This is a genomic window from Microbacterium sp. ProA8 (assembly GCF_039905635.1).
Lineage (GTDB): Bacteria > Actinomycetota > Actinomycetes > Actinomycetales > Microbacteriaceae > Microbacterium > Microbacterium chionoecetis.
In genome coordinates, this window is sequence record NZ_CP157000.1 from 3,814,008 (window position 1) to 3,839,700 (window position 25,693).

At 70.4% G+C, this 25,693-nt stretch carries 16 protein-coding genes; 6 read left to right on the plus strand and 10 right to left on the minus strand.

Annotated elements, in window-relative coordinates; translation table 11 throughout:
* Window positions 1-92: 92 nt before the first annotated feature.
* From ABG085_RS17085 to ABG085_RS17100, 4 genes are read right to left on the minus strand one after another with little or no spacing between them, the layout of a single operon-like run.
* Window positions 93-2,180 (minus strand): beta-galactosidase, encoded by a 2,088-nt coding sequence (locus ABG085_RS17085; protein ID WP_347976942.1) that lies wholly within the window; start codon window positions 2,178-2,180, stop codon window positions 93-95.
* 3 nt (window positions 2,181-2,183) lie between these two features.
* The gene (locus ABG085_RS17090) at window positions 2,184-3,713 is read right to left on the minus strand and encodes a DUF4038 domain-containing protein (RefSeq protein WP_347976943.1); all 1,530 of its coding nucleotides are present in this window, start codon (window positions 3,711-3,713) and stop codon (window positions 2,184-2,186) included.
* A 44-nt stretch (window positions 3,714-3,757) separates the two neighbouring features.
* Window positions 3,758-4,834: a LacI family DNA-binding transcriptional regulator gene (locus ABG085_RS17095; protein WP_347976944.1), complete on the minus strand. Its 1,077-nt coding sequence runs from the start codon at window positions 4,832-4,834 to the stop codon at window positions 3,758-3,760.
* Window position 4,835: 1 nt separating this feature from the next.
* Complete coding sequence (locus ABG085_RS17100) at window positions 4,836-5,693, minus strand: NAD(P)-dependent oxidoreductase (RefSeq protein WP_347976945.1); 858 nt, start codon at window positions 5,691-5,693, stop codon at window positions 4,836-4,838.
* Between the two features lie 141 nt (window positions 5,694-5,834).
* Between ABG085_RS17100 and ABG085_RS17105 the strand changes: the two genes are divergently transcribed.
* Both ABG085_RS17105 and ABG085_RS17110 read left to right on the plus strand, forming a co-directional pair.
* Window positions 5,835-8,447, plus strand: coding sequence for a family 78 glycoside hydrolase catalytic domain (locus ABG085_RS17105; protein ID WP_347976946.1), 2,613 nt, complete (start codon window positions 5,835-5,837; stop codon window positions 8,445-8,447).
* Window positions 8,448-8,821: 374 nt separating this feature from the next.
* Window positions 8,822-9,799 (plus strand): sugar-binding domain-containing protein, encoded by a 978-nt coding sequence (locus tag ABG085_RS17110; protein WP_347976947.1) that lies wholly within the window; start codon window positions 8,822-8,824, stop codon window positions 9,797-9,799.
* A 342-nt stretch (window positions 9,800-10,141) separates the two neighbouring features.
* On the opposite strand, the gene ABG085_RS17115 is transcribed toward ABG085_RS17110, so the two are convergent.
* The 4 genes from ABG085_RS17115 to ABG085_RS17130 all read right to left on the minus strand — a co-directional run bounded on the left by ABG085_RS17115 (window position 10,142) and on the right by ABG085_RS17130 (window position 14,033).
* Window positions 10,142-10,804 carry an aspartate/glutamate racemase family protein gene (locus ABG085_RS17115; RefSeq protein WP_347976948.1) on the minus strand — a complete coding sequence of 221 codons (663 nt, stop codon included), beginning with the start codon at window positions 10,802-10,804 and terminating at the stop codon, window positions 10,142-10,144.
* A gap of 21 nt (window positions 10,805-10,825) precedes the next feature.
* A complete protein-coding gene (locus ABG085_RS17120; protein ID WP_347976949.1) occupies window positions 10,826-11,740 on the minus strand; it encodes a carbohydrate ABC transporter permease in 915 nt (304 codons plus the stop codon).
* 2 nt (window positions 11,741-11,742) lie between these two features.
* Window positions 11,743-12,624: a sugar ABC transporter permease gene (locus ABG085_RS17125; RefSeq protein ID WP_347976950.1), complete on the minus strand. Its 882-nt coding sequence runs from the start codon at window positions 12,622-12,624 to the stop codon at window positions 11,743-11,745.
* Between the two features lie 65 nt (window positions 12,625-12,689).
* Window positions 12,690-14,033 carry an extracellular solute-binding protein gene (locus tag ABG085_RS17130; RefSeq protein ID WP_347976951.1) on the minus strand — a complete coding sequence of 448 codons (1,344 nt, stop codon included), beginning with the start codon at window positions 14,031-14,033 and terminating at the stop codon, window positions 12,690-12,692.
* A 243-nt stretch (window positions 14,034-14,276) separates the two neighbouring features.
* Here ABG085_RS17130 and ABG085_RS17135 point away from each other — a divergent pair, with 243 nt between their 5' ends.
* From ABG085_RS17135 to ABG085_RS17150, 4 genes are all read left to right on the plus strand, one after another.
* A complete protein-coding gene (locus tag ABG085_RS17135) occupies window positions 14,277-16,268 on the plus strand; it encodes a beta-L-arabinofuranosidase domain-containing protein (protein WP_347976952.1) in 1,992 nt (663 codons plus the stop codon).
* 5 nt (window positions 16,269-16,273) lie between these two features.
* A complete protein-coding gene (locus ABG085_RS17140; protein ID WP_347976953.1) occupies window positions 16,274-17,530 on the plus strand; it encodes a RuBisCO large subunit C-terminal-like domain-containing protein in 1,257 nt (418 codons plus the stop codon).
* Complete coding sequence (locus tag ABG085_RS17145) at window positions 17,523-18,794, plus strand: four-carbon acid sugar kinase family protein (protein ID WP_347976954.1); 1,272 nt, start codon at window positions 17,523-17,525, stop codon at window positions 18,792-18,794. Before ABG085_RS17140 ends, ABG085_RS17145 begins: the two co-directional genes overlap by 8 nt.
* A 134-nt stretch (window positions 18,795-18,928) precedes the next feature.
* Window positions 18,929-21,310: a transglycosylase domain-containing protein gene (locus tag ABG085_RS17150; RefSeq protein WP_347976955.1), complete on the plus strand. Its 2,382-nt coding sequence runs from the start codon at window positions 18,929-18,931 to the stop codon at window positions 21,308-21,310.
* Between the two features lie 7 nt (window positions 21,311-21,317).
* Here the strand turns inward: ABG085_RS17150 and ABG085_RS17155 are convergent, their stop codons facing one another.
* Together ABG085_RS17155 and ABG085_RS17160 are read right to left on the minus strand one after the other, a co-directional pair.
* Window positions 21,318-24,506 carry a glycoside hydrolase family 2 TIM barrel-domain containing protein gene (locus ABG085_RS17155; protein WP_347976956.1) on the minus strand — a complete coding sequence of 1,063 codons (3,189 nt, stop codon included), beginning with the start codon at window positions 24,504-24,506 and terminating at the stop codon, window positions 21,318-21,320.
* 174 nt (window positions 24,507-24,680) lie between these two features.
* On the minus strand, window positions 24,681-25,688 hold the full coding sequence (locus ABG085_RS17160; protein ID WP_347976957.1) for a LacI family DNA-binding transcriptional regulator: 1,008 nt from the start codon (window positions 25,686-25,688) through the stop codon (window positions 24,681-24,683).
* Window positions 25,689-25,693: the final 5 nt, after the last annotated feature.

A 25,693-nucleotide genomic window follows, 5' to 3' on the forward strand; every position in this document is an offset into this window, starting at 1 on the left:
ACCCGGGTTCGAAGCGGTCCCTGACGCATCCTGAGCCGCCCGGAACCAGCGATCGCGCCCGGGTTCTCCACCGACTGCACGCTTGTCGCGCTTCAGGCCTCGCGCCAGACGCGCACGTCCCACGGTTTCAGCGCGACCCGCGACCCCGCTGCGTGCACGGCGTCGTCGATGACGGATGCCGCATCCCGCGCCACCTCCACCGTGCGACTCTCCGGCGACCAGTTGTGCACCACCCACACCCGCCCGCGAGTCCCGTCGAGCGAGTGCGCCGTGACCGGGGCGGGACGCGACACGAGGATCGGCGGCGTCCGGGCCGGTCCCGCCGCCTCGGATACGACCCACGCCAGCAGGCCGCGGTCGAGCAGCGTGCCGACCACCGTGATCGACCCCGCCCCGACGTCGCGTCGCGTCACGGCCGCCCACCTGCCGAAGAGCTCGTGCCGGTACCCGAGCATCACCTCGGCACCGGACGGTTCGAGCCCGTCGACCCACCCGCCCGCCGAACCGACCACGTTCCCATCGCGCACGACGTCGACCGGCCCGGCGAGGGCGGCGAACTCCCGGTAGCCGATCCCGGCCGCCGGTCCGACGATCGCAGGCGCCCGCACGGCGCGCATGCGGCCCTCGTCGTCGCCGTACCCGGTGCGTGGGCCGATCACGAGCCGCCCGCCGAGGCGGGCGTACTCGACGAGCGTCTCGAGCGTCGGATCGGATGCCGCGATCAGCCCCGGCACGACGAGCACGGGGAAGCGCCGCACGAGGTCGGCCGCCTCGGGCAGCTGCCGCTCGTTCACGTAGCCCACCTGCAATCCGGCGTCGACGGCCGCGCGTCCGAATGCGCCCACGATCCGTGCGTAAGAGCCGCGGTCGGCATCGGCGCCGTGGGCGAGCGGCGGCTCGAACGCCATCATCCACTCGCTGTCGTGCGCGTACACGAGGCCGACGTCGGCGGCGGGTTCGGCATCCGTCAGCCAGGGCGCCGCCGCAGCGAACTGCCGGCCGATCGCAGCGATCTCGGAGTGGATGCGCCCGGGTTCGAGGTCGTGACCGAGGATGCCGCCCCAGTGCACCTCGGCGCCCGAGTGCAGCGTGTGCCAGTGCCAGTACGACACGAGCCGGGCCCCGCGCGCGACGAGCAGCCACGCGGCCTGGGCGAGCTGCCCGTCGTACGGCGGACGCGTGAGCCAGGCAGGGCCGATGGAGGCGGCACCGGTCTCCGTGACGAGGAACGGTCCCTGCCGGGTCGCCCGCATACGGTCGGCCATGAGCACGAGCTGCGGCACATCGTCGGCGTACCACTGGCCGCCCGAGCCGTCGCGCTCGAGGTCCAGGGCGTCCTGGGCGAGGTAGTAGGCGTTGCCGCTCGCGACGTCGAGCCTCGCGCCGACGGCGACGTCGTCCATCGCGGGCCGCTGGTAGGCGATGCAGGTGGTGAGGAACGTGTCGTCGGCCACGAGCGGGCGGACGAGGTCGGCCTGCCAGCCGATGAAGTCCGCAGTCAGCTCGGCCTGGAACCGCCGCCACGCGAGGTCGTACGCGGGCGTCGTGTTGCCCGACGGCGCCCACAGCTCGTCCCATGCGGCGATGCGGTGCGACCAGTACGTCAGCCCCCACGCGCGGTTGAGCGTGTCGACATCGCCGTAGCGGTCGGCGACCCACTCGCGGAACCGCCCGACGACGTGGTCGTTGTGGATCAGATGCAGGCCGGCCTCGTTGTCGAGCTGCACGCCGATGACCGCCGGGTGCCGGCCGTGCCGGCCGATGACGGCGCGGATGACACGCTCGGCGTAACCCCGGAACAGCTCCGAGGTGTAGTCCACCTCCTGCCGGCCGCCCCACGGCACGGCGCTGCCGCCCTTGCGCACCACCGCGAGCTCGGGATGTGCGTGCGCGAGCCAGGGCGGCACGGCGTAGGTAGGCGTGCCGAGGATCACGTCGATCCCGTGCGCGTGCGCCGCGTCGAGCACGGGCGTCAGCCACTCGAGATCGAACTCGCCGTCGCGCGGTTCCCAGGTGGACCAGACCGATTCGCCGACGCGGATGCAGGTGATGCCGGCATCCGTCATCAGTCGCAGGTCGGTCTCGAGCCGCGACGGGTCGGGCAGGTACTCGTTGTAATACGCCGTCCCCAGGCGCGGTCCTCCGCGCCAGGCTCTCAGGCGACCGGATGCCGCGACCACCCGTCAGCCCGCCACGCGCGTGATGCGCAGCGCCAGAGCCTCGCCCGCGGGCAGCTCGACCGCCGCGGAGGCACGATCGTAGGCGTCGTTGCGCTGCACGTCGTCGAGCGTGAAGCGCCGGCCGACGGGCGTGATCGTCATGTTCCAGGTGTCGATGACGTCGACCTCGAAAGCATCGCCCGGCTCGGGCCGCTCGCCCGGGAACCCGATCGGCAGCCGGAAGTGCCACGTCGCCGGCGCCGACCGCCCGAGGTACTGCACGTAAAGACGGCGCGGGATGCCGGCAACATGCGCCGGGTCGTCCCACTTGTCGATCGGATCCAGCCCGGCGCCGTCGACCTCTTCCAGGACGCGGCGAAGGAACGCCAGCCGCGCGGGCGATGCGCCCCGGAGCGGCCCGCCCTCGACCATGTGCAGACTCCCCGACTCGGTCGCGAAGCTCTCGCCGTGCGAGGCGTAGCACCCGGCCACGGTGGTGATCCAGAACTGGTGCACCAGCTCCTCGGCGCTGAGGTGACCCCACCGCTCGGGGATGTCCCCCTCGTACTTGATCTCGTCGAGGACGACCGGCTTGCCGTATACGTCGCGGTACAGGTTGGCGCGGCCGAAGTCCGTCGTGGCCGAGCCGTTCTGGAGGGACGCGTGGGTCACCCACGGCTGGTTGTTGTCGTACAGCTCGATCCAGTTGTGGATCGAGCGAAGATGGTCGGAGGGGTCGATCTCGGCCAGCAGCGCGCCGGTGCGGTCCCAGCGCTCGGCCGGGCGCTCCAGCTGGTCGAACTCGTTGCAGAGCGACCACCACACGTGGGGATAGGCGCTCAGCCGCGCCACGAGGTAGCGCAGGTAGACGGCATCCTCCTCCTCGGTGAGCTCGTCGAGACCGAACTGGCCGCGGTCGTAGGCGTTGTAGATGAGCACGTCGGCCTGGATGCCGCGCTCGCCCAGCACCTCGACGGCGCGGTCGAGGCGCTGGAAGAACTCGGGCACCGGCTTGGTCACGTCCCAGCGTCCGTCGGTCCTCTCGAAAGGCATCAGGCGCGGGACGTGCTCGATGTAGCCGCCGCCCTGCGGGAAGACCATGAACCGGAACTTGTTGAAGCCCGCCTCGGCGATCGCATCGACGGTCGATGAGAACAGCGGCTCGTCCTGGTGCAGCCAGTTGTACGCGGTCGCTCCGACCGGGCGGAACGGCGTTCCGTCGGCGTGCGCGAAGTGGAAGCGGTGGGCGACGCGGACGGGGCCGTGGTCCGCGCCACGTGAGACCTCGAAGGTGCCCGAACGGCGGGAGAGTGCGGCATCCGCGCTCTCGGTCGTCCACGACCACTCCCCCTCCAGATCCGGAGCGAAGCGGACCCGGTAGGTGGTGCCGCCGTCCCAGAAACCGGGCACCACCCGTTCGGCACCCGATGCTTCGTGCCGGACCCGCAGTGCGAGCGGTGTGCGATCGGCCGGGATGAGGTCGGCGCCCTCGAAGGTCAGCTCGATCGGCCGGTGGAGCTCGGAAGACTGGGGAGCGCGATGCGCAGAGGACACGGGGATTCTCCTTCGATGTCGTATCCGTGGGCGGTGGTGCGAAGTCAGGGAGTGAGCCGGCGAGAGCTCTCGCGCACGATCAGCTCGGGGGCGAAGACGCGCTGCCCGACGGCCCCCTCATGCTGCGCCGACGCGGTCCCGGCGGATGCGCCGGTCTCGCGCCCGATCGCCTCGAAGAGGAGGTCGACGGCCGCGGCGCCGAAGTCGCCGTGGCGGGCACGGACGCTCGTGAGCGGGATGAGGGACGCCTCGGCGAACTCGTTGTCGTCGTAGCCGACGAGGGCCACCCGGCCGGGCACCGAGACGCCGCCGGCGACCAGCGCCTGCAGCACGCCGAGGGCCAGCACGTCGTTCGCGGCGAACACGCCGTCGGGGCGGTCGGCAGCAGAGCGGGCGGCAAGAGCGGCGCCCACGGCACGGCCGGCTGCGATCGAGCGCTCCGCGACCTCGATGACCTCCGGGCCGCCGACGCCCGGGTGTGCATCCGTGGCCTGCCGCACGCCGTCGAGCCGGTCGGCGACCTGCTGCACCGGCAGCGGGCCGCCGACGAACGCGAGGCGGTGGCATCCCTGCTCGATGAGGTGCTCGGCTGCCTGACGCCCGCCCGACACGTCGTCGATGGACACGGACGGCTGACGTTCGTCGCACGCGCGCCGGCCGACCAGCACCGACGGCGTGCCGCGCTCGCGCATCGCAGCGAGCCGGCTCTCGATCGGCTCGAACGACGACACGAGCAGGCCGCGGACCTGCCGCTGCTCGAATGCCTCGAGGTAGGCGTCCTCGCGCTCGGGGTCGCCGTGGGAGTGTGCGAAGAAGACGGTCATGCCGAGCCGCTCGGCGCGGTACTCGACCTCCTGCGCGATCTCACTGAAGTGCGGATTGCTGACGTCGGGCGAGAGGTACCCGATGAGACTGCTCACCCCGAGCCGCAGCTGCCGCCCGGCGCTGCTGGGGACGAACCCCAGCTCGTCGATCGCCTCGGCGATGCGCCGCGCCCGCTCGGCGGAGACGCGATCGGGGTGGTTGAGGTACGCCGAGACCGTGCCGACGGCCACGCCGGCACGAGCGGCGACCTGTCGGATGCCCGGCCGAGCGCCCTGCCCCATCCCCTGCCGCGGCATGTCAGCGCCAGTCGTGCTCGGCGGCGAAGCCGAGTCGCTCGCGGATCTTGCGGGTCGACATGAGCGACTCGAACTCGCCGAGATCGTCGGCGGCCGGGGTGCCCGGAAACCAGCGCGCCGCGACCTCGCGCGACGGCTGCGTGTTGCCCGATTCGGGAGCGGCCACGTTGTACACCTCGAAGCCCGGCTGTGCTGCGGAGAGCGCCATCGCGACGGCCAGAGCGCCATCGCGCGCGTCGATCCAGGAGCCGACGAGATCCCGGCGGTAGTCCGGCTCCGTTGCACGGTCGAACGTCGCGTACTCGTCCTCAGCCACCACGTTGGTGAACCGCAGGGCGGTGATCGAGGTGTCGGGATGCCACCGAGCGAGCTGGGCCGCGATCGCCTCCTCGGCCACCTTGCCGAGCCCATACGTGTTGTTCGCGCTGGTGTAGGCCTCGTCGACGGGGAGCGACGGTGGCGCCTCCTCGAACGGGAAGCCCATGGCGGTGATGCTCGATGCCAGCACGATCGTGCGGATGCCCGCGCGATGGGCGGCGAACAGCGCGTTGAACGAGACGGTGATGTTGTTGTGGAAGGTGGCGGCATCCGGCACCAGCCCGTTCACCGGGATCGCCGCGAGGTGCACGAGGGCGTCGAGCCCGTCGTGACGCGCGGTCACGGAGAGGAACGCGTCGAGCGTCTGCCCGAAGTCGGTGAGGTCGACGCGCGTGAAGCCCGGCCCCGGTGTTCCGGCGAGATCGAACCCCATCACGTCGTGGCCGGCGGCGCGCAGCCGCTCGACCGTTGCCCGCCCGAGCTTGCCTCCGCTGCCGGTGACGCCGATCCGCATCTCGTACCCCTCTGTGCCGCAATCCATCGTTCGACTTGAAACGTTTCGAACGGAGTGACACACTCACTGTACACACCAAACCGAAACGTTTCAGTTCTGCTCGCCGTCGCGACTCCTGGGCACTCCCCACGCGGCTGCGGCTGGCGAGCACACCGAGAGAGGCCACGGATGTCCGTCACCGTCGACGCACCCCGCATCGAGCACCATCGCGAAGCCCTCGGGATCGGCGAGCGGATGCCGCGCCTCTCGTGGCGCGTCTCCGCCGCGCCGTCCGGCTGGCGGCAGACGGCATACTCCGTCGAGGTCGACCGCGGCGGCGACGTCACGACGTACGTGGTCGACTCGCCCGAGCAGGTGCTCGTGGACTGGCCGGCCGACCCCCTGCACTCGCGGGAGATCGTCACGGTGCGCATCGCCGTCAGGGGCGAGGACGGCGCGTGGTCGACGGCATCCGCCCCCACCGTCCTGGAAGCGGGACTGCTCGAGCCGGCCGACTGGGTCGCCCGCCCCGTGGGTGCGACACGCAACGAGAATCCGAACACCGACGACCGGCGGCCGTCACTCGTCCGCCGCGCATTCGCGGTGCGCGACGACATCGTGCGCGCGCGGCTCTACGCGACTGCGCACGGCGTCTACGAGGCCGAACTCAACGGCGAGCGCGTCGGCGACGACACGCTCTCGCCCGGGTGGACCGTGTACGGCCGGCGCCTGCGCTACTACACGTACGACGTCACCGGCCTGGTGCGCCCCGGGGCGAACGCGCTCGGCGCCTGGCTCGGCGACGGCTGGTATCGCGGGCGGCTCGGCTGGCGCGGCGGCTTCCGCAACGTCTACGGATACGACCAGTCCTTCCTCGGCCAGCTCGAGCTGACCTACGCGGACGGCAGCCGCGAGGTCGTGGCGACCGACGTGTCGTGGCGCTCCGCGCCGAGCCCGATCCTGCAGAGCGGCCTCTACGACGGCGAAGACTACGACGCGCGCGAGGAGCAGCCCGGCTGGTCGACGGCGGACTTCGACGACTCGGGCTGGGAAGGGGTGCAGTTGCGCCACCGAGACCCCGCCACGCTCGTCGCACCGACGGCCCCCCCGGTGCGGGCCACCGAGGAGCTGCGCCCCGTCGATGTGCTCACCGGGCCGAGCGGCTCGCGCATCCTCGACTTCGGGCAGAACCTCGTCGGCCGCGTGCGCATCCGGGTCTCGGGCGCCGCCGGCACCACGGTGACGCTGCGCACCGCGGAGGTGATGCAAGACGGCGAGATCTACACGCGACCGCTCCGAGCGGCGCGCTCGACCGACAACTACACCCTCGCCGGCCGCGACGTCGAGGAGTGGGAGCCGCGGTTCACCTTCCATGGATTCCGCTACGTCGAGGTGACGGGGTGGCCCGGCGACCTCGATGCCGATGCGGCGGCCGGCGCACTGGTGGCCCGGGTGTACCACACCGACCTCGAGCGCACCGGATGGTTCGAGTCGTCCGACCCCGCCCTCAACCGCCTGCACGAGAACGTGGTGTGGGGCATGCGCGGCAACTTCGTCGACATCCCGACCGACTGCCCCCAGCGCGACGAGCGCATCGGCTGGACCGGCGACATCCAGGTCTTCGGCCCCACCGCCTCGACGCTGTACGACGTCTCGGGCATGCTCTCGGGCTGGCTGCGCGACCTCGCGATCGAGCAGCTTCCCGACGGCACCGTGCCCTGGTACGTGCCCGTCATTCCCGCCGTCGACAAGTGGACGCCGATGCGACCGGGGGCCGCGTGGGGCGATGTCGCGACCCTGCTCCCGTGGACGCTGTACGAGCGCTTCGGCGATGTCGGCGTGCTGCGGTCGCAGTTCGACAGCGCCCGGCGCTGGGTCGACCTGCTCGAGCGCCTCTCCGGCCCCTCACGGCTCTGGGACTCCGGCTTCCAGCTGGGCGACTGGCTCGACCCGGCCGCCCCGCCGGACGACCCCGCCGACGCGCTCACCGACCGCTACCTCGTCGCCACCGCCTACTTCGCCAAGTCGGCGCGTACGGTCGCGCGCATCGCGGAGGTGCTGGGGCTCGGCGACGAGCGGGCGCACTACGACGCGCTCGCCGACGAGGTGGTGGCCGCCTTCGACGGCGCCTACGTGAACGACGACGGCACCATGACGAGCGACGCCCAGACCGCGTACGCCCTCGGCTTGCGATTCGACCTCATCACCGACCCGCAGAAACGGGATGCCGCGGCCTCACGTCTCGCCCGGCTCGTGCACGAGGCGGGCAACCGCATCGCGACCGGCTTCGTCGGCACGCCGCTCGTCTCTGATGCCCTGAGTACGGGCGGGCATGTGCCGACCGCCTACGATCTGATCCTCGAACGCGAATGCCCGTCGTGGCTCTACCAGGTGGAGCAGGGGGCGACCACGGTGTGGGAGCGATGGGATTCGCTGCTGCCCGACGGCACCGTCAACCCCGGCCAGATGACCTCGTTCAACCACTACGCGCTGGGCGCCGTCGTGGACTGGATGCACCGCGTCATCGGCGGCCTCGCCCCCGACGCCCCCGGCTACCGGCGCATCCGGTTCGCTCCGCGCCCCGGCGGCGGGCTCACCTCCGCCTCGGCCCGCCAGGTCACCGCCTACGGCGAAGCGGCGATCTCGTGGCGCATCGCCGACGGGCGGCTCCGCGTGGAGGCCACCGTGCCCGTCGGCGCCGAGGCCGTCCTCGACCTCGAAGGCGCAGCCGAGGAGCCTCTGACCCCGGGCACGCACATCCGTGTTGTGGAGCTGCCGGCAAGGGCCGCCGTCCCGGTCTGATCCCGGCGCACCCTCCCCGGCCCCCCGCTCACACCCGGCGCATTTCGGCGAGTCGCCAAGCCACGCCGTGCGAGGCCGGCATGTTTGGCGAGTCGCCAGCCGCGCCGTGCGAGGCCGGAATGTTTGGCGAGTCGCCAGCGGCGGGGCGGACGACACCCTCGGACTGAGGCGTCGTTGGACGGATGCCGCGACCCCCCGCAACTGCAAACCACCCGAGACGCCACGCCGCCCTCAAGTCGCCAAGAAACGCCGCCGCTCACGGCGGATTGTGGCGACCCATCACGGGCGGCGGCACTGGTGCGACGCACGAATAGTGAATATCCTTTCGTTAGCGAATCCGAATACACACTCGGATCGCCACGATCGGAGACGCCGTGCCCCTGACGCCCTACACCCGGCCCGCAGACGGCCACGTGCGCCTGCTCACCAAGGTCGCGCGCATGTACCACGAGCGCGGCGTGCGCCAGGCCGACATCGCGGCCGCGCTCAATATCTCACAGGCGAAGGTCTCGCGTCTGCTCAAGCGCGCGGAATCCGTCGGCATCGTGCGGACGATCGTCACCGTCGCGCCGGGGGTCTACGCCGAGCTGGAAGAGCAGCTCGAGGAGAAGTACGGGCTGGCGGAGGCAGTCGTCGTCGACGTCGACCACGACGCCGACGAGGGCGAGCTGCTCGCGTCGCTCGGGGCCGGAGCGGCCGCCTATCTGGAGGCCACGCTCTCTGGGGGCGACCGGATCGGCGTCTCGTCGTGGAGCCAGACGATCCTCGCCATGGTCGACCGCATGCGGCCCTTCACCGTGCGCGGGGCGACGGAGGTGGTGCAGCTGCTCGGCGGCGTCGGCGCCCCCGAGGCGCAGAGCCACTCCAACCGCATCCTCGGCGAGCTGGCCCGCACGCTCGGAGCCGAGCCTGTCTACGTGCAGGCGCCGGGCATCGTCGGAGACCCGGCGATCCGCGACAGCCTGCTGCGGGATCCGTCGATGCAGGAGGTCGCACGCCACTGGAACGAGCTCACCATGGCGATCATGGGGATCGGCAGCATCGAACCGTCCGACGTGCTGGCGACCAGCGGCAACGCATTCGCCGCCGAGGAGCGCCGCGACCTGCTCGACCAGGGCGCCGTCGGCGACATCTGCCACCGCATCTTCCGCGCCGACGGCTCGCTCGTGCGCGGCGCCGTCGACGACCGCATCATCGCGATCACCGTCGAGAACCTGCGGCGCATCCCGCGTCGCGTCGGCATCGCCGGCGGAGACCGCAAGCTCGAGGCGATCCACGGCGCGCTCGCCGGCGACTGGGTCACGACGCTCGTGACCGACCTCCGGTCGGCCGAGTCCCTCGCCGCGCGCTGACCGCGGGGCCCGCGCCTCCCCGTCGGTCATGGCGTTTCGTCTTCGGGCGCCAGAGCGCCCTTCGCTCAACGACCGACGCCCTCCCCCTCAACCCCGGTCGTTGAGCGAGCAAGACGTCACGCGTCATCCCGGTCGTTGAGCGGGCAAGATGTCACGCCTCATCCCGGTCGTTGACCGAGCAAGACGTCACGCCTCATCCCGGTCGTTGACCGAGCAAGACGTCACGCCTCATCCCGGTCGTTGAGCGAGCAAGACGTCACGCCTCATCCCGGTCGTTGAGCGAGCGAGGAACGAGCGAGACGAAACGCCCCGAACACGGCTGCGACGCCGGACTTTTCGGCCTCAGCGCGTGGCAAGCGACGCCGCGAGACGCTCGACGCCCAGCCGCGGACTGGTGAGCACGGGCACGTCGACCGAGACGGCCTCGGCGGCGGTCGCCATCGATGCCTGGGCCAGCACGACCACGTCGACCTCGGCCGCACCGCGCTCGATGGCGGCCGCGACGAGACGGTCGTGCGTCGCCCGGTCCCCGCTCGCGACCGCCGCGAAGGCACCCTCGATCACCTCGCTCGAGAACTCCGGCTCCACGCCGGCGAGCGCCGCGCGCTCCTGCAGGAGCCGCAGCGTCGGGCCGCAGGTCGTCGGCAGTGTCGCGAGGACCCGCACGCGGCGTCCGGCCCGCACCGCGGCATCCGCCATCGCCTCGTCGACACGCAGCACCGGCACCCCTGCGGCCGCGGCGGCGGGCGCGGCGAGCTCCGAGATCGAGGAGCACGTGAACATGACGGCATCCGCTCCCCCGGCCGCAGCCGCGCGCACGAGGTCGTCGATTCGTTCGGGCACCGACCCCGCTCGCTCCTCGTCGCCGAGGTCGGCGACGATGCGGTCGTCGAGGTAGTTGACGATCGTCGCATCCGGCAGGAACTCGGCGGCCAGCGACCCGAAGGGGGCGATGTTGACGGCGCCGGTGTGCAGGAACGCGATGCGGGGTGCGGACGAGGTCATGGAAACAAGCCTTCCAGCTTCTCAGCCCTTGAGGGCGCCACCGGCCATGCCGGCCATGATCTTCTTGTTGAGCGTCAGGAACAGGATCAGCAGCACGACGATGTTGATGCTCACGGCGGCGAACAGCGGACCGTACTGGGTCGACCCGTACTCGTCGCTCAGGCTCAGCAGACCCACCTGGATCGTCGCGAGATCGGGCCGCGTGGTGAAGGTCAGCGCGATGAGCAGGTCGTTCCACACGCTGAAGAACTGCACCAGCGCGACCGTGATGATCGAGTTCTTCATCATCGGGATGCCGATCACGAAGAACGATCGCAGCGGCCCCGACCCGTCGACGGTCGCCGCCTCGAAGATCTCGCGCGGCACCGACCGGAAGTAGGTCGCCATGAGGAACGTCGTCAGGGGCAGGCCCATCACGGTGTACGTGATGATGAGCGGCCACAGCGTGTCGGTGATGCCGATGCGGAAGTAGGTGATGAACAGCGGCACGAGGATCATCTGACCCGGCACCATGATGCCGGCGAGGATGTAGAGGAGGACCCCGTTGCGGCCCTTCCAGATCATGACCTCGAGCGCGTACCCCGCGGCGACGCCGATGAACACGATCAGCAGCACCGAGGGGATCGTGACGAGCACGCTGTTGAGCCAGTTGCGCGCGACGTTGCCGTTCGTCAGCGCTGTGACGTAGTTGTCGAAGTTCCACGTCTCGGGGAGGGACAGCGCGGGGTTCGAGAGGAACTCGGACTGCGTCTTGAACGAGCCCAGCACCATCCAGACCTGCGGGTACAGCACCACGATCATGAGGACAGCGACGAGGATCCACACCGGGAGCCGTCGCAGGGCCTTCGTGAGCCCGCGCCGGGTGCGATTCGGACCCGTCTTGCGGACCGTGGGGGTGGCGACCGTATACGCGGTGTCGGTGTGCGTCAGAGTCATGTTCAGACCTCCGCCTTGCGGCGCGACGATCGGAAGATCGCGAGAGTGAAGACGAGGCAGAGCGCGGTGAGGATCACCGCGATGGTGGATCCGTAGCCGTACTCGGCGTACTCGAAGGCGGTTCGGTACATGTACAGCGTCATCGGCGCGGTCGACGTGCCGGGTCCGCCGCCGTTGAGTGCGAGGAGGCTGTCGAAGACCTTGAGCGTCGCATTGAGGCTGAAGATGATCGAGGACAGCAGGATCGGCAGCGACAGCGGCACGACGATGTGACGGACCAGCTTGAACCCGTTGGCTCCATCGAGCCGGGCCGATTCGATGACCTCTTCGGGGATGTCGAGCAGGCCGGCGTAGAGAAGCACGGCGTAGAAGCCCATCGAGCTCCACAGCGTCATCGCGATGGCCGTGGTCATCGTGCCGACGGTCGACGCCAGCACCTCGACGCTCTCGCCGCCGAAGAAGTTGATGATGTCGTTGATCGGACCCTGGTTCTCGCCGACGGCCACGAAGCTGCGGAACAGCATCGCCACGGCCACGGTCGGGAGCACGGTCGGGAAGAAGACGAGCGTCCGTACGAGAGTGGAGCCCTTGCGGAGGACGAAGACGTAGAGGAGCGCCAGCGCGTAGCCCAGGGCGACCTGGAGGGCGGTGGCCACGATCGCGAAGAAGACGCTCACCCACATCGACTGGAGAGCGGCCGGGTCGGTGAAGAAGGTGGTGAAGTTCTGGACTCCGACCCACTCGAAACCGCGGAGGGAGTTGCCCTCGAAGAACGAGAGGCCGAGCGACCAGCCGACCGGCACCACCTTGAGCAGGGTGTACAGCACGAGGGCCGGTGCCAGCAGGATGAAGATCGTCTTCCGATCTCCGAAGATCGAGTTCATCTGCGAACTGCTTTCTCTCGGGAACCGGCTCCCCGGGCGACTGCCCGGGGAGCCGGTGAAGGGTCTCAGCCGTTGGCGTCGATGCTCGCCTGCAGCTGGGCCATGTAGTCCTCGGCGGTCATCTGGCCGGTGGTGAGGAGCGTCGCGTTCGTCGACGCGAGCGAGTTGCTCTTCGAATCCATCAGGGCCTCGAACCACAGTACGGTCTCGTCGATGCCCGCGATCCGCTCCTGGATCTCGGCGGTGTTCTCCGAGATGTCGGTGACCTCGCCGTTCACCTTGAAGCCCGAGATGACGCCGGCATCCTGCAGTGCCTGCTGGCCGTAGTTCTCGGCGATGCAGCTCACCCAGTCGACGACCTTCGGGCCGAACTGCTCGGCGTTGATGATCATCGGAGCGCCCGCGTTGGCCGCGTACTGGTCGATCGAGCCCTCGCCACCCTCGACCTCGGGGAACGGCATGAAGCCCACGTTCTCGCCGCCGATCTCATTGCGCTCGGGATCGTTGATCGCGCTCAGCAGCCACGAGCCGTCGTACGTCATCGCGGCCTGGCCGGTGAGGAACATGTTCGACGAGGTGTCGCCGTCGCGGGTCGAGAAGCCCTCGCCGAAGTAGCCGGCCTCGGCGAAGTCGGCGAGCGCCTGCGCGCCGGCGACGTACTCCGGGTCGGTGAGCTTCGCGTCGCCGTCGCGGACGGCGGCCATGGCGTCGGGCCCGACGTTGCGGAAGATGTACATGCCCATGATGCGCGTGAGCGGCCATCCGTTGGCGCCGGCCTCGGTCATCGGCACGACGCCGGCGCCGGCGAGGGTGTCCGCCGCCTCGACGAGCTCATCCCAGGTCTGCGGCTCTTCGATGCCGTTGTCGGCGAGGATCTCCTTGTTGTAGAAGATGCCCTCGATGTTGTACTGGTACGGCATCGAGTACACGCCGCCGTAGACCTGCTCGACGGTGGAGGCCGCGGCCGGCAGCACGTTGTCCCATGTGCCGGCGTCTTCGAGGGCGGCCTTGAGATCACCGACGAGGCCGGCGGCGTTCAGATCCCCATCGGGACGGATGAGGGCCGTTCCCGCGATCGTGTGGGTCGGCAGTGCGCCCTGGCTGGCGAGCAGCGTGACCTTCTGGACGGTGTCGGCCTGTGCGACCTTCTGGTGCTCCAGCGGGAGCGCCTCGTTCTCGGCCTCGCACGCGCCCTCGGAGAGGGCGGTGAGCTGCTCCTCGAGCACGGGGTTCTCGTTCGCCGTCATCACGGTGAACGTCTCGGGGTCGGTCCCGCCGGCGCCCGCACCGCCCTCCGAGGAGCCGTTGTCGGTGCCGGCATCTCCGCCGGCGCAGGCGGCCAGCGGCAGCACCGCGGCGAGTGCGATGCCCAGCGCCGCGATGCGGCGACGGTTGCTGCGTGTGTTCATAGCGTCCTCCTTGACGACGACCATGCGGGTGAAAGGTACGAGCACGACAGTAGGCACGATTTCCACGTGTGTCAACAGTCAGTACTGAAATTCTATTCACTTTGAGACGATTCAGGGGTTAGACTGCATTTCCATGCAGCGTTGCGAGAATTTTCAGCGCTGTCTAGTCTGACCCGCATCGTCGCCGGCTTGCCGCGATGCCGGGACGAGCACGAGACTGAACGCCACTCGGAAGGAACCGCCATGACCGCCACCACCGCGATCCGGGCTCATGCCCGGCTGCGACCTCTGGGCGCCGAGAGCGCGCGCTGGACGAGCGGCTTCTGGGGAGACATCCACGACCGCACGCGCGACGTGACGATCCCGCAGATCTGGTCTTCGCTGAGTGACCCCGCCATCAGCGCCGGCCTCACGAACTTCCGCATCGCCGCCGGCCTCGAGACCGGAGAGCACTCGGGCCCGCCGTTCATGGACGGCGACTTCTACAAGTGGCTCGAGGCGGCGATCGCCCGCCTCGAGACCGACCCCGACCCCGAGTTGGCGGCGCGCATCGAGCAGATCGCGCAGCTGATCGCCTCGGTGCAGCGCGACGACGGCTACCTCCATACGCCGACCATCATCTCGAGCCGCAACCACGAAGACGCGATCGCGCTGGCCGACCGGTTCAACTTCGAGACGTACAACCTGGGCCACCTCATCACGGCAGGTGTACGTCACCACGAGGTGACCGGATCGACGACTCTGCTGGATGCCGCCCGCAAGGCCGCGGGCTTCCTCGAGGATCTCGCGACGAACAAGCCGCTGGAGCTCGCCCGCAGCGCCATCTGCCCGTCGCACTACATGGCTGTCATCGACCTCTACCGCGCGACCGGCGACGAGCAGTACCTGCGCCTGTCGGAGGCGTTCGTCCGGGTGCGCGATGACTTCGAGGGCGGGGACGACAACCAGGACCGCCTTCCCGTGCGCGAGCAGACGGTCGTCGCGGGGCACGCGGTGCGGGCCAACTACCTGTACGCGGGACTCGCGGATCTGGTCGCCGAGACCGGCGACCACGAGATCGAGGCCGTGCTCGAGCGGCTGTGGCGCGACGTCGTCGACACCAAGCTGTACATCACCGGCGGCGCCGGCGCGCTCTATGACGGGGCATCGCCCGACGGCTCGCCGTGGCAGCACCAGATCAGCCGCGTGCACCAGGCATACGGCCGCGCGTACCAGCTGCCGCACACCACCGCGCACAACGAATCGTGCGCGAACATCGGGCTCATCCTGTGGGGTGAGCGGATGCTGTCCCTCACCGGCGATGCGCAATACGCCGACGTCATAGAGCAGGTCGCCTTCAACAGCCTGCTGTCGAGTATCAGCCTCGCCGGCTCGGAGTACTTCTATACGAACCCGCTGCGCCAGGTGCGCGAGCTGCCCTATCCACTCCGCCGCCCGGGTGACACGGCCCTGCACCCCACCCCGCCTCCGCCGCCGTCGGACGAGCGGCTGCGCGAGTCGTATCTCAGCTGCTTCTGCTGCCCACCCAACATCGCGCGCACACTCGCGAGGTTCCATGAGCGTGCGGCATCCGTCGGCGACGACGGACTTTTCGTGCACCTCTACGGAGGCAGCGCGCTCGACATCACGACCGACGACGGCCGTCGGCTCGCCCTGCGCGAGGACGGTGACTACCCGTGGTCGGAACGGCTGACCTTCACGGTGACCGCAGCCGCGGGCGGCGGCATCCCTCTCCACCTCCGCATTCCCGGCTGGTCGTCCGGAGCGACGATCACCGTCAACGGCGACTCGGTGGCGGTGTCGGCACCCGGCACGTACACCCGCATCGAGCGGGAATGGACGGAAGGTGACGTCGTCGAGCTGACGCTGCCGATGCCGGTCCGCGTGCTGCGCGCTCACCGTCTCGCCGAGGAGGCCACGAACCAGGTCGCCGTGCGCCGCGGTCCCGTCGTGTACTGCGTCGAGAGCGCGGATCTGCCCGAAGGCGTGGTGCTGGAGCAGGTCGCGCTGCGGCGCGGCGGCGCATTCACGCCCGTCGAGACGGACGTCGCCGGCCACCGCGTGGTCGCGCTCGAGACCGAGGCGCTCCTGCTGCCCGGCACCGCCGAGACCGCGCTGTACGACGACGTCGCCGACACCGCTCTCGCCACCGCGCCCGCGCGGCTCGTCCCCTACTACGCGTGGGGCAACCGCGGCGCGGGCGAGATGTCGGTGTGGCTGCCGTTGGTGTGGTGACGCGCATGTCAGTTCAGCACGTCACAGCGACCTACGTCATCGAGACCTCGCTCCCCCTGCGGCACGCGGCGGAAGTGCTGGCGGGCGAGCAGTCCACGGGCACGTTCGTGCGGGTCGAGCGCGAGTCGGACGACCTGCGGGCCCGATTCGCGGCCCAGGTCGAGTCGATCGAGGAGCTCCCCCTCACCGGCGCCTCGCCGCTGCCCGGCTCTGTCGGCGACCCCGCCTCGCGCCGGCGCGCCCGGCTGCGCCTGCGCTTTCCGCTCGACAACTTCGGTCCGTCGCTGCCGAACCTCCTCGCGGCGGTCGCGGGCAACCTGTTCGAGATCAAAGAGCTCTCGGCCATCCGCCTCATCGACCTCGACCTGCCGCCGGCGTTCGCCGAACGCTACCCCGGTCCCGCATTCGGGGTCGAGGGCACCCGGCGACTCGTGGGCCGGCCGGACGGCGCGATGATCGGCACGATCGTCAAGCCCAGCATCGGGCTCGCGCCCTCCGAGCTCGCCGAGGTGGTCTCGGAGCTCGCCGAGGCCGGCATCGACTTCATCAAGGACGACGAGCTGCAGGGCAATGGCCCGACCTCGCCGCTCGCCGCCCGCGTGGCCGCGGTCATGCCCGTCCTCGAGCGCCACGCCGATCGCACCGGCCGCAAGCCCATGTACGCGTTCAACATCACCGACGACATCGGGCGGCTCGAGGCGAACCACGACCTCGTCGTGGCCGCCGGGGGCACGTGCGTGATGGCCTGCATCAACCTCGTGGGCCTGCCGGGCCTGGAGTTCCTGCGCCGGCACAGCGTGGTCCCGATCCACGGGCACCGCGCGATGTTCGGCTCGTTCGGACGCTCGGAGCAGGTCGGGATAGGGTTCCGTGCGTGGCAGAAGCTCGCGCGCCTGGCGGGTGCCGATCACCTGCACACGAACGGCATCAGCAACAAGTTCTACGAGACGGACGACCAGGTGCTCGACTCCATTGCTGCGGTGCGCGAGCCGCTCCTCGGCCTCACGCCGACGCTGCCGGTGCTGTCGTCGGGCCAATGGGGCGGCCTCGCACACGCCACCTACGCCGCGGTGGGCACCACCGACCTGCTCGTGCTCGCCGGTGGCGGCATCCATGGTCATCCCGACGGCGCCGCCGCGGGAGTGGCGAGCATGCGTGAGGCGTGGGCCTCGGCGGCGCGGGGCGAGAGCGCCGACGACGCCTACGAGAACTCCTTCGCGCTGCGCAGGGCGGCGGAGCTGTTCGGTCCCGTCCGTGCCTAGGGCGCGCGTCGCCTTCTACGGCGACGACTTCACCGGAAGCGTCGACGCGCTCCTGCAGTTCGCACGGCGCGGCTGGACCGGACGCCTTTTCACGCGACTTCCGGATGCCGCAGTCCTGGCACGCGCGGCCGCCGAGGTCGACGTGGTCGGGGTGGCCGGGATCTCGCGTTCCCTGTCGCCCGACGACATGGACGCCGAGCTGCGGCCGGTGCTCGCGGCGTTCGCGACGCTGGCTCCGGACCTCGTGCAGTACAAGGCGTGCTCGACGGCCGACTCGTCCCCCCGGGTGGGGAGCCTGGGCCGCGTGATCGAGCTCGGCCGCGACGTCTTCGGCGAGCGCCCGGTGCCCATGCTGTTCGCGCAGCCGGACTTCGGCCGCTACACCCTGTTCGGCCAGCACTTCGCGGCCGAGCGCGGCACGGTCTACCGGCTCGACCGGCAGCCGACCATGTCGCGGCATCCGTCGACGCCGATGACCGAGGCCGACCTCGCGATCCACATCGGGCGGCAGACGGAGCTCCCGATCGGCTCGGTGCCGCTGCTCGCGTTCGACGACCTCGCGCCGCGACTGCGCGATGCGCCGCACGCAGCCCTCGTGCTCGACGCCCTCACTGACGAGCACCTCGTCGCGGTCGGCAAGGCGCTCGGCGCGCTGCCGAGGCCGGTGTTCGCGATCGGGTCGGGCGGTCTCTCCCACGGCATCGCCGAGGCCGCCCCCGGTGACGGACCTGTGCTGCCGACCTCGACCACGGCGGCCGGTCCCGTGCTGGTCGTCTCGGGCAGCCGCTCCGCGCAGACGCGACGGCAGGCGGATGCCGCGGCCGCCGCGGGCTGGCTGGTCCGGCCCCTCCCCCTTCGCGCCTCCGAACGAGACGTCACGGCGGCCGAGGTCGTCCGCGTGCTGCTCTCGGGTCGCGGTGTCGTGCTGACCTCCGACGACATCGACGCCGCAGCAGCGGGTGAGCGCCCCGTGCTGGAGGCGATCGCGGAGGCTGCGGCATCCGTCATCTCCATCGTCGCGCGTGACGGCGCATCGCGGCGCGTGATCGTGTGCGGCGGCGACACGTCGAGCCGTGTCACCCGACTGCTCGGGGTCGAGTCGCTGTCGATCGCCGCGAATCCGTGGGCCAATATCGTGCTGCTGCGCGCCTGGTCGGGCGATGCCGCGATCGACGGGCTGGAACTGCTCCTCAAAGGCGGTCAGGTCGGCTCGGACACCCTCTTCACCGACATCGCCGGACTCGGAGACGACCCGGCGCGATAGGTCGCCGGTCCCGCCGCGATCGATGCGCCGTGCTGTCCGACGGGAATCGCCGGATGTCGCGGCGCACGCGTCAACCCGTCGCGAAATCGCGGGCGGTCTGCGATGCTTTCCTCCACCGGACATTGGACGCCGTCGTGAAGCCAACAGGGGTTTCTCCACAGACCGCGGGCCTGCCGCCGTACAGGCGCACACTCGCGGGGGTCCTCGGCGGCCTCGTCGGCCTGGTGGTGCTCAGCGTGATCGCCGGATTGCTGATCGTCGCTCCCCTGGCCCCGGTGATCGCGATCTCAGGGCACGCGGCGAGCACGGCCGTTTCGATGTTCGACGGGATGCCGAGCTACCTCGCGATCGACCGGCTCATGCTGCCGACGACGATCTACGCGCGCGATCCCGCGACCGGACAAGACACCGAGCTGACGTCGTTCTACGACCAGAACCGCGTTCCCGTGGCGTTCGACCAGGTCGCGCCCGTCATGTACGACGCGATTCTGGCGTCCGAGGATCCCCGCTACTACCAGCACGGCGGTGTCGACATCCTGGGGACCACCCGCGCCCTGATCCGGAACGCGCAGGGCGGCGCGGTCCAGGGCGGCTCCTCGATCAGTCAGCAGTACGTCAAGAACGTGCTGGTGCAGCGGTGCGAGCGTGACGCCATCGCGACCGATACGCAGACGCGCGACGAGGTGCTGCGGGACTGCTGGCTCGACGCGACGCAGGCCCGCGGGGCGGAGGGGTACGAGCGCAAGCTCCAGGAGATCCGCTACGCCGTCCAGGTCGAGAAGGAGTACTCCAAGAACGACATCCTGCTGGGCTACCTGAACATCGCGAACTTCGGCGGCACGACCTACGGCATCGAAGCCGCGGCGCGCTACTACTTCAGCACGACGGCGGCGAACTTGACACTGGTACAGGCGGCGACGCTCGCGGGCATCGTGCAGAACCCCAACACATTCCGCATCGACCGGCCCGCGGGGTCCATCTTCGGAGCGGACGGGAGCACCTACAACAAGGTCGCCGACGGCACGATCGAGGATGTGACACCGGGGACTCTCGCCGGCTTGGACACGCTGCTCGCGGAGGGCACGATCACGCCCGAACAGCACCTCGCCGCCGGAGATGCGTACAGTGCGACCAAGGGGCGCCAGCTCTACGTCCTCGACCGGATGCGCGAGGACGGCCGCATCACCGCGGAACAGTACGTCGCGGCCGCGGTGGAGCCGATCGCTCCGGCGCTGCAGCCCGCGCATGTCGGGTGCGTGGCGACCTCGGCGCCCTTCTTCTGCCAGTACGTGGTCAACACCCTGCGCTCCGACCCGGACTACGCCGCGGCGTTCGGCGAGACCCCGCAGGAGCGACAGAAGTCGCTGACTCGCGAGGGCCTGAACATCTACACGACGCTGGACTGGCGCCTGCAGAACGCCTCGCAGGAGGCGATGCGACGGTACGCGCCCGAGACCGTCCCCGGCATGGACTTCGGGTCGGCAGCGGTCAGCATCGAGGCCAACACCGGGCGCATCCTCGCCATCAGCCAGAACAACCGGTTCACGGAGGACCGCGACGTGTCCGCCAGCGACCCGGCCTATACGTCGCTCGTCTACGCGGGCGACCTCGCGCACGGCGTCTCCACGGGATTCGAGACCGGATCGACCTTCAAGCTGTTCACCCTCGTCGACTGGCTCGAGAAGGGCCACACGCTGTTCGAGGGCGTCAACGGCAGCCTCCGGGCCATCCCCCGCCTGCAGGATCGGTGCGAAGGAACGTGGATCAACCGCGAGAACCACGTCGTGCGCAACTTCGGCAACGTGCCCGGCTACACCGGGACGCCGATGCAGTTCACGGCGCAGTCATTGAACAGCGGCTTCCTGGGCATGGCCGAGCGGCTCGACCTCTGCGACATCGAGAACGTCGCGGCCCGGATGGGCGTGACGCGCGGCGACGGCGCACCGGTGGACGTCGACGGCGCAGCCGCGATCATCGGCACCAACAACATCGCACCGGTCGCCATGGCAGGGGCGTTCGCCACCGTCGCGAACAACGGCGTGTACTGCGTGCCGCGGGTGATCGAGCGTGTGGTCAACGCCGATGGCGTCGAGCTTCCGGTGCCGGGGGACCGGTGCTCGCAGAGCATCAGCCCCGAAGTGGCTGCGGCGACGGCGTTCGCGCTGCAGGGCGTCATGGTTCCCGGCGGCACCGGATCCGGCGGCAACCCGAACGACGGCACGCCGATGCTCGGCAAGACCGGCACCCACGAGCAGATCCAGACCTGGCTCGTCGAGTCCAGCACCCGAGTGACGACCGCGGTGTGGGTGGGCAACGCCGACGGGAAGGCCGACGTCTTCCGCGTCGCGCACAACGGCCGCATCCTGTCGACGATCCGTCTGCCGATGGCTCGCGACATCCAGAGCGTGGCCAACCAGCTCTACCCCGGCGGTTCCTTCGCCGTGCCTCCCGGCGAGCTGCTGCGGCGCGCGCCGGCGCCCGCGCCGACCCCCCGTCCTGATCCGAACGACGGCTGATCCACGTTCAGCGTGATTCGAGCCGCACGCTCCACGCGGTGCGCTCGCGCGGGATCCGGTACCGCTCGGGGAGAGCCGGACCGACGGATGCCGAGCCCAGCCCCTGCTGCGCGTGATCGATGTTGAGCCACACGCGCCCCGAGTCGACCAGCTCGTGCGGTCGGGACGCACGGTCGAGATCGTGCGAGGTCCAGCGGCGGGCGGTGAAGTCGAAACGCGGACGCCCCTCGACCCGCAACGAGGGGATGCCGGGACCGGCGACCTCCAGCCAGCGCGTGTGCACGTGGTTGCCGTTCTCCTGCGGCACCGGGTAGCGCACCTGCAAGTCGTCGATCGAGCGTTCGAACCGCCCGACGCGCGATCCTTCGTAGGAGTCGGCGTACGTCTCGCCGGGGCCCCTGCCGAACCACGCCGCACGCTGCGCAGCACCCGGCAGCCCGAAGAGAAGGCCCAGTCGCGGTACCGGGATGTCCCGGTGCATGTACGGCGTATCGGCCCACGGCCCGACGAAGTCGACCTCGACGTCGAGCACGAGCCCTTCGCCGTCCGGGGCCCACGTCATCGTCCACTCCACCCCGTGCGGGTGCGTCCGCGGTGCCGTCCGCCCGCTCACCCGCAGCCGCCCGTCGCCCACGGCGACCTCGTCCACCCGGTGCAGCAGCCGGTGCAGCATGGTCTTGCGCCACACCGCCGCCATGTTGTTGAGGTCGCCCTGCCCGTGGTCGTTCTCGGTGGGTGCGCGGTACAGGTCCAGCACGGGACCGTCGATCTCGAGGTCGCCGAGCCGTACCAGGCGACCGGTCGCAGCGTCGAAGCGTCCGGTCCCGAGTGCGATGGCGGAACCTCGACCCGGGTCAGGTGCGGCGTCGTCATCGCGCCAGTCCTCCGCAGTGCGCACACCGCCCGCAGGCACGACAACGACCGGTGCAGGCATCCCCCGCCGTGACGGCACCTCGCCGCCGAGGGGCGCGGTCGCCGCCTCGCCCGGCAGCACCGCTGCGGCGACGCGCTGGCTCCAGGCGATCACGTGACCCGCCGAAGCCCAGGCCGCTTCGGCGGCGAGCGCGGCCTCGACCGTCAGCACGATCTCGCCGGCTCCGGATGCCTCGGCGTCGGCGATCGCGGCGGTCGCGGCATCCGGGATCTCCGCCTCCACCGTCTCGCCCGACGCCACCGTCGTCGCCGGAAGCTTCCCGCTCGCCACGGTCTCGCCCGCGGCCTCCACGCACCAGCGGAAGACCAGATCGGAGGTGTTCGCGCAATGGCGGTTGTTCACGATGCGCACACCGCGACCGTCCAGTCCGATCGACACCGGCTCGTGAGCCTTGGCCAGCTCGACCAGGCCCGGAGTCGGCGTCCGGTCGCTGAACACGAGCCCGTGCAAGCTGAAACGACCGCCGCGGGGCTCGTACTCGACGTCGTCGCCGTGCATCACGAACGGCACGCCGTCGGCGGTCACCGCATGGAAGCCGTGATCGATCCACTCCCACACGAACGCACCGCACAGCCGGTCGTGCGCGTTGATGATGCGCCAGTAGTCCTGCAGCGAGCCGGGGCCGTTGCCCATCGCGTGGGCGTACTCGACGAGAAGGAACGGCAGCCCGCGCCGACGCTCCTCGTCGGCCTCGGTGACGCCATCGGGCAGGGGCGCGACCGCATCCGCGTCGCCGAACACCATGCCGTGCATGCTGAGCCGGCCGCCGCGCGGCTCCTCACGCCGGCCGATCTGCTCGAGCAGGTCGAGCGACGGGTACATCAGCGAGTAGAAATCGGAGTCCCGATAGCTCGGGTCGCGTTCGTACAGCACCGGACGCGACGGGTCGCGCTCATCGAGCCACGCTCGCATGTCGCCGAAGCCGTCGCCGGTCATGCTCTCGTTCGCCAGCGACCACACCACGACGCTCGGGCGGTTCTTGTCGCGCTCCACGGTGCGCCTCAGGCGATCCATGAGGGCTTCGCGCCACTCGGGCAGGGCAGGTGGGTTGTGCGCCCATCCCTCGTAGATGAAGCCATGGGTCTCGAGGTCGACCTCGACCACGACCCACAGGCCGTATTCGTCGCAGAGCCTCAGGAACTCCGGATGCGGCGGGTAGTGGCTCGTGCGCACGGCGTCGATGTTCGCGCGCTTCATCATCACGATGTCCTGGATCATCGTGTCGCGATCGAGCGCACGTCCGGTGTCGGGGTGATGCTCGTGCCGGTTCACCCCGCGGAACGTCACCGGGCGTCCGTTCACGGTGAACACGCCGTCCACGATCTCGACCCGGCGGAACCCCACGGCCAGCTCGACCACCTCGCCGCTCGAGCGCAGCGTTCCGCGGTAGAGGCACGGGCTGTCAGCGCTCCACGCCTCGACGGCGACCGTCGCGGTCTCTCCTGCGGACATCCGGATGCCGAGCTCGGGGATCTCGACGACGGCCTCGGCGGAGGCATCCACCCGCAGCGTGCCGAGCCCCGTCGCGGCGTCGTAATCGGCGTGCACGAAATGGTCGTCGATGGCGCCGGCCGGGCGCGCGAGCAGCTCGACATCGCGGAAGATGCCCGGGAGCCACCACATGTCCTGGTCCTCGAGGTAGGTGCCCGCCGACCAGCGGTGCACCCGGACGCACAGCACGTTGCGGCCGGGACGCACCGGCGCGTCGAACTCGAACGGCAGCCGGCTGCCCGTCGACCAGCCGAGGTCGGCGCCGTTGAGCCACACCTTGGCGCACGACTCGACGCCTTGGAATCTCAGCACCGCGGGGCCGAAGTCGGCCGCGACGTCGAAGACGAGCCGGTAGTCGCCGGTGGGGTTCTCGGTCGAGACCCGCGGCGGATCCAGCGGGATCGGGTACGCCGTGTTCGTATAGAGCGGCCCTTCCTCGGTGCCGAGCATCCGCCGGGCCGGCCCGCCTGCGAGGGGCGTGAACTGCTCGAGCACCCAGTGCGACGGCACCGGCATGATGTCCCACGCGGCGTCGTCGAAGTCCTCGGCGAGGAAGGCGTGCCCGGTGCCCTCGGCAGTGGGTGAAAGGCGGAAGCGCCAGGTGCCGTTGAGGCTCTGCACGGCCGCATCGCTCAGCGCGTCGGCCCGCGGTGACCGTCGTCCTGCGCCCGGCAGAACGCTCTCCCAGTAGCGCTCGCCGTCGGGAAGCCGAGCCGGAGCGGATGGTCCAGTGGAGACGGCGTGCTGCGGCACGGGGCTCTGCATATCCATAGGAGATTGCATATCCATTCTCTCTTGAATGTGATTGCAGTCTAGCTCAGTGAGGAGTCGCCGCGCCCAGGCGGGACCTGCTTCGAGTGCCGCCACCTGCTCGAGCTCCTCGAGGTGGCCCACGCCCGTCGCCGGCGCCGGAGCGGACCACCGATCCGCCGGCAGATGCGTGACTCAGCCGGCGGTCGACTCGCGGACGACGAGCTCGGGCTGGAAGCGCACCGTGCGCTCGTGCTCACCCTCGGGCGCCTCGATGTCTTTCAGGAGCAGGTCGACGGCGGTGTAGCCGATCAGATGCGCCGGCTGGCGGATCGAGCTCAGCGGAACCACGGTGGCGGACGCGAAGTCGATGTCGTCGTAGCCGATGAGCGCGATGTCGCGGGGCACCTGCAGGTCGGACATGAGGGTGAAGGCCTGCAGCGCGCCGACCGCGAGCAGGTCGTTGGCCGCGAACACCGCGTCGGGACGATCCGCCGCGGTCCGGCCGCGCAGCAGCTCTCCCGCCTCGCGCCCTTGCAGCACCGACAGGGCGGACATCTCGATGACCTCGAGGGCTGCGCCGGGCACCTCGGCGATGGCGCGTCGCGCGCCCTCGAGGCGATCCGCCACCTGGCGGATCGAACCCGGACCGCCGATGAAGGCGACGCGCCGACGGCCGGTCGACAGAAGGTGCGACACCGCGAGGTAGCCGCCTTCGACGTCGTCGACGGAGACCGACCCGAACCCCCGGGCGGAGTCCTCGTGGTCGACGAGCACGACCGGGACACCGCCGGTGCGGAGTCGCTCGAGCCGCCCGAGGTCGCCGTCGACCGGTGTCACGAGCACGCCGTTGACCCGCTGCTCGCGGAACAGCTCGACGTAGGCGTCCTCGCGATCGGAGCGCTCGTCGCTGTTGCCGAGCAGCACGCTCATGCCCGCCTCGGCGGCCCGGTCCTCCGCGCCGCGCGCGACTTCGGCGAAGAACGGGTTTCCCGCGTCGAGCACGATGAGCGCGATGCTGCGGCTGCGCCCGGCCCGCAGCTGACGCGCGGCGTCGTTGCGCACGAAGCCGAGCTCTGCGATCGCCTGCGTCACCCGCTCGACGGTCGCCGGCGACACCTTCTCGGGCCGGTTGAGCACGTTCGACACCGTGCCGACGGAGACGGATGCCGCAGCCGCGACGTCCCGCACACTCACCACCATGGCAC

What these genes read in the sequence shown, in the direction of transcription:
- ABG085_RS17095 (WP_347976944.1), bottom strand. Translation starts at nt 4,834, where the DNA reads ATGCCGCGGCAGGGGATGGGGCAGGGCGCTCGGCCGGGCATCCGACAG.
- ABG085_RS17100 (WP_347976945.1), bottom strand. Translation starts at nt 5,693, where the DNA reads ATGGATTGCGGCACAGAGGGGTACGAGATGCGGATCGGCGTCACCGGC.
- ABG085_RS17105 (WP_347976946.1), top strand. Translation starts at nt 5,835, where the DNA reads ATGTCCGTCACCGTCGACGCACCCCGCATCGAGCACCATCGCGAAGCC.
- ABG085_RS17115 (WP_347976948.1), bottom strand. Translation starts at nt 10,804, where the DNA reads ATGACCTCGTCCGCACCCCGCATCGCGTTCCTGCACACCGGCGCCGTC.
- ABG085_RS17120 (WP_347976949.1), bottom strand. Translation starts at nt 11,740, where the DNA reads ATGACTCTGACGCACACCGACACCGCGTATACGGTCGCCACCCCCACG.
- ABG085_RS17125 (WP_347976950.1), bottom strand. Translation starts at nt 12,624, where the DNA reads ATGAACTCGATCTTCGGAGATCGGAAGACGATCTTCATCCTGCTGGCA.
- ABG085_RS17130 (WP_347976951.1), bottom strand. Translation starts at nt 14,033, where the DNA reads ATGAACACACGCAGCAACCGTCGCCGCATCGCGGCGCTGGGCATCGCA.
- ABG085_RS17135 (WP_347976952.1), top strand. Translation starts at nt 14,277, where the DNA reads ATGACCGCCACCACCGCGATCCGGGCTCATGCCCGGCTGCGACCTCTG.
- ABG085_RS17140 (WP_347976953.1), top strand. Translation starts at nt 16,274, where the DNA reads ATGTCAGTTCAGCACGTCACAGCGACCTACGTCATCGAGACCTCGCTC.
- ABG085_RS17155 (WP_347976956.1), bottom strand. Translation starts at nt 24,506, where the DNA reads ATGGATATGCAGAGCCCCGTGCCGCAGCACGCCGTCTCCACTGGACCA.
- ABG085_RS17160 (WP_347976957.1), bottom strand. Translation starts at nt 25,688, where the DNA reads ATGGTGGTGAGTGTGCGGGACGTCGCGGCTGCGGCATCCGTCTCCGTC.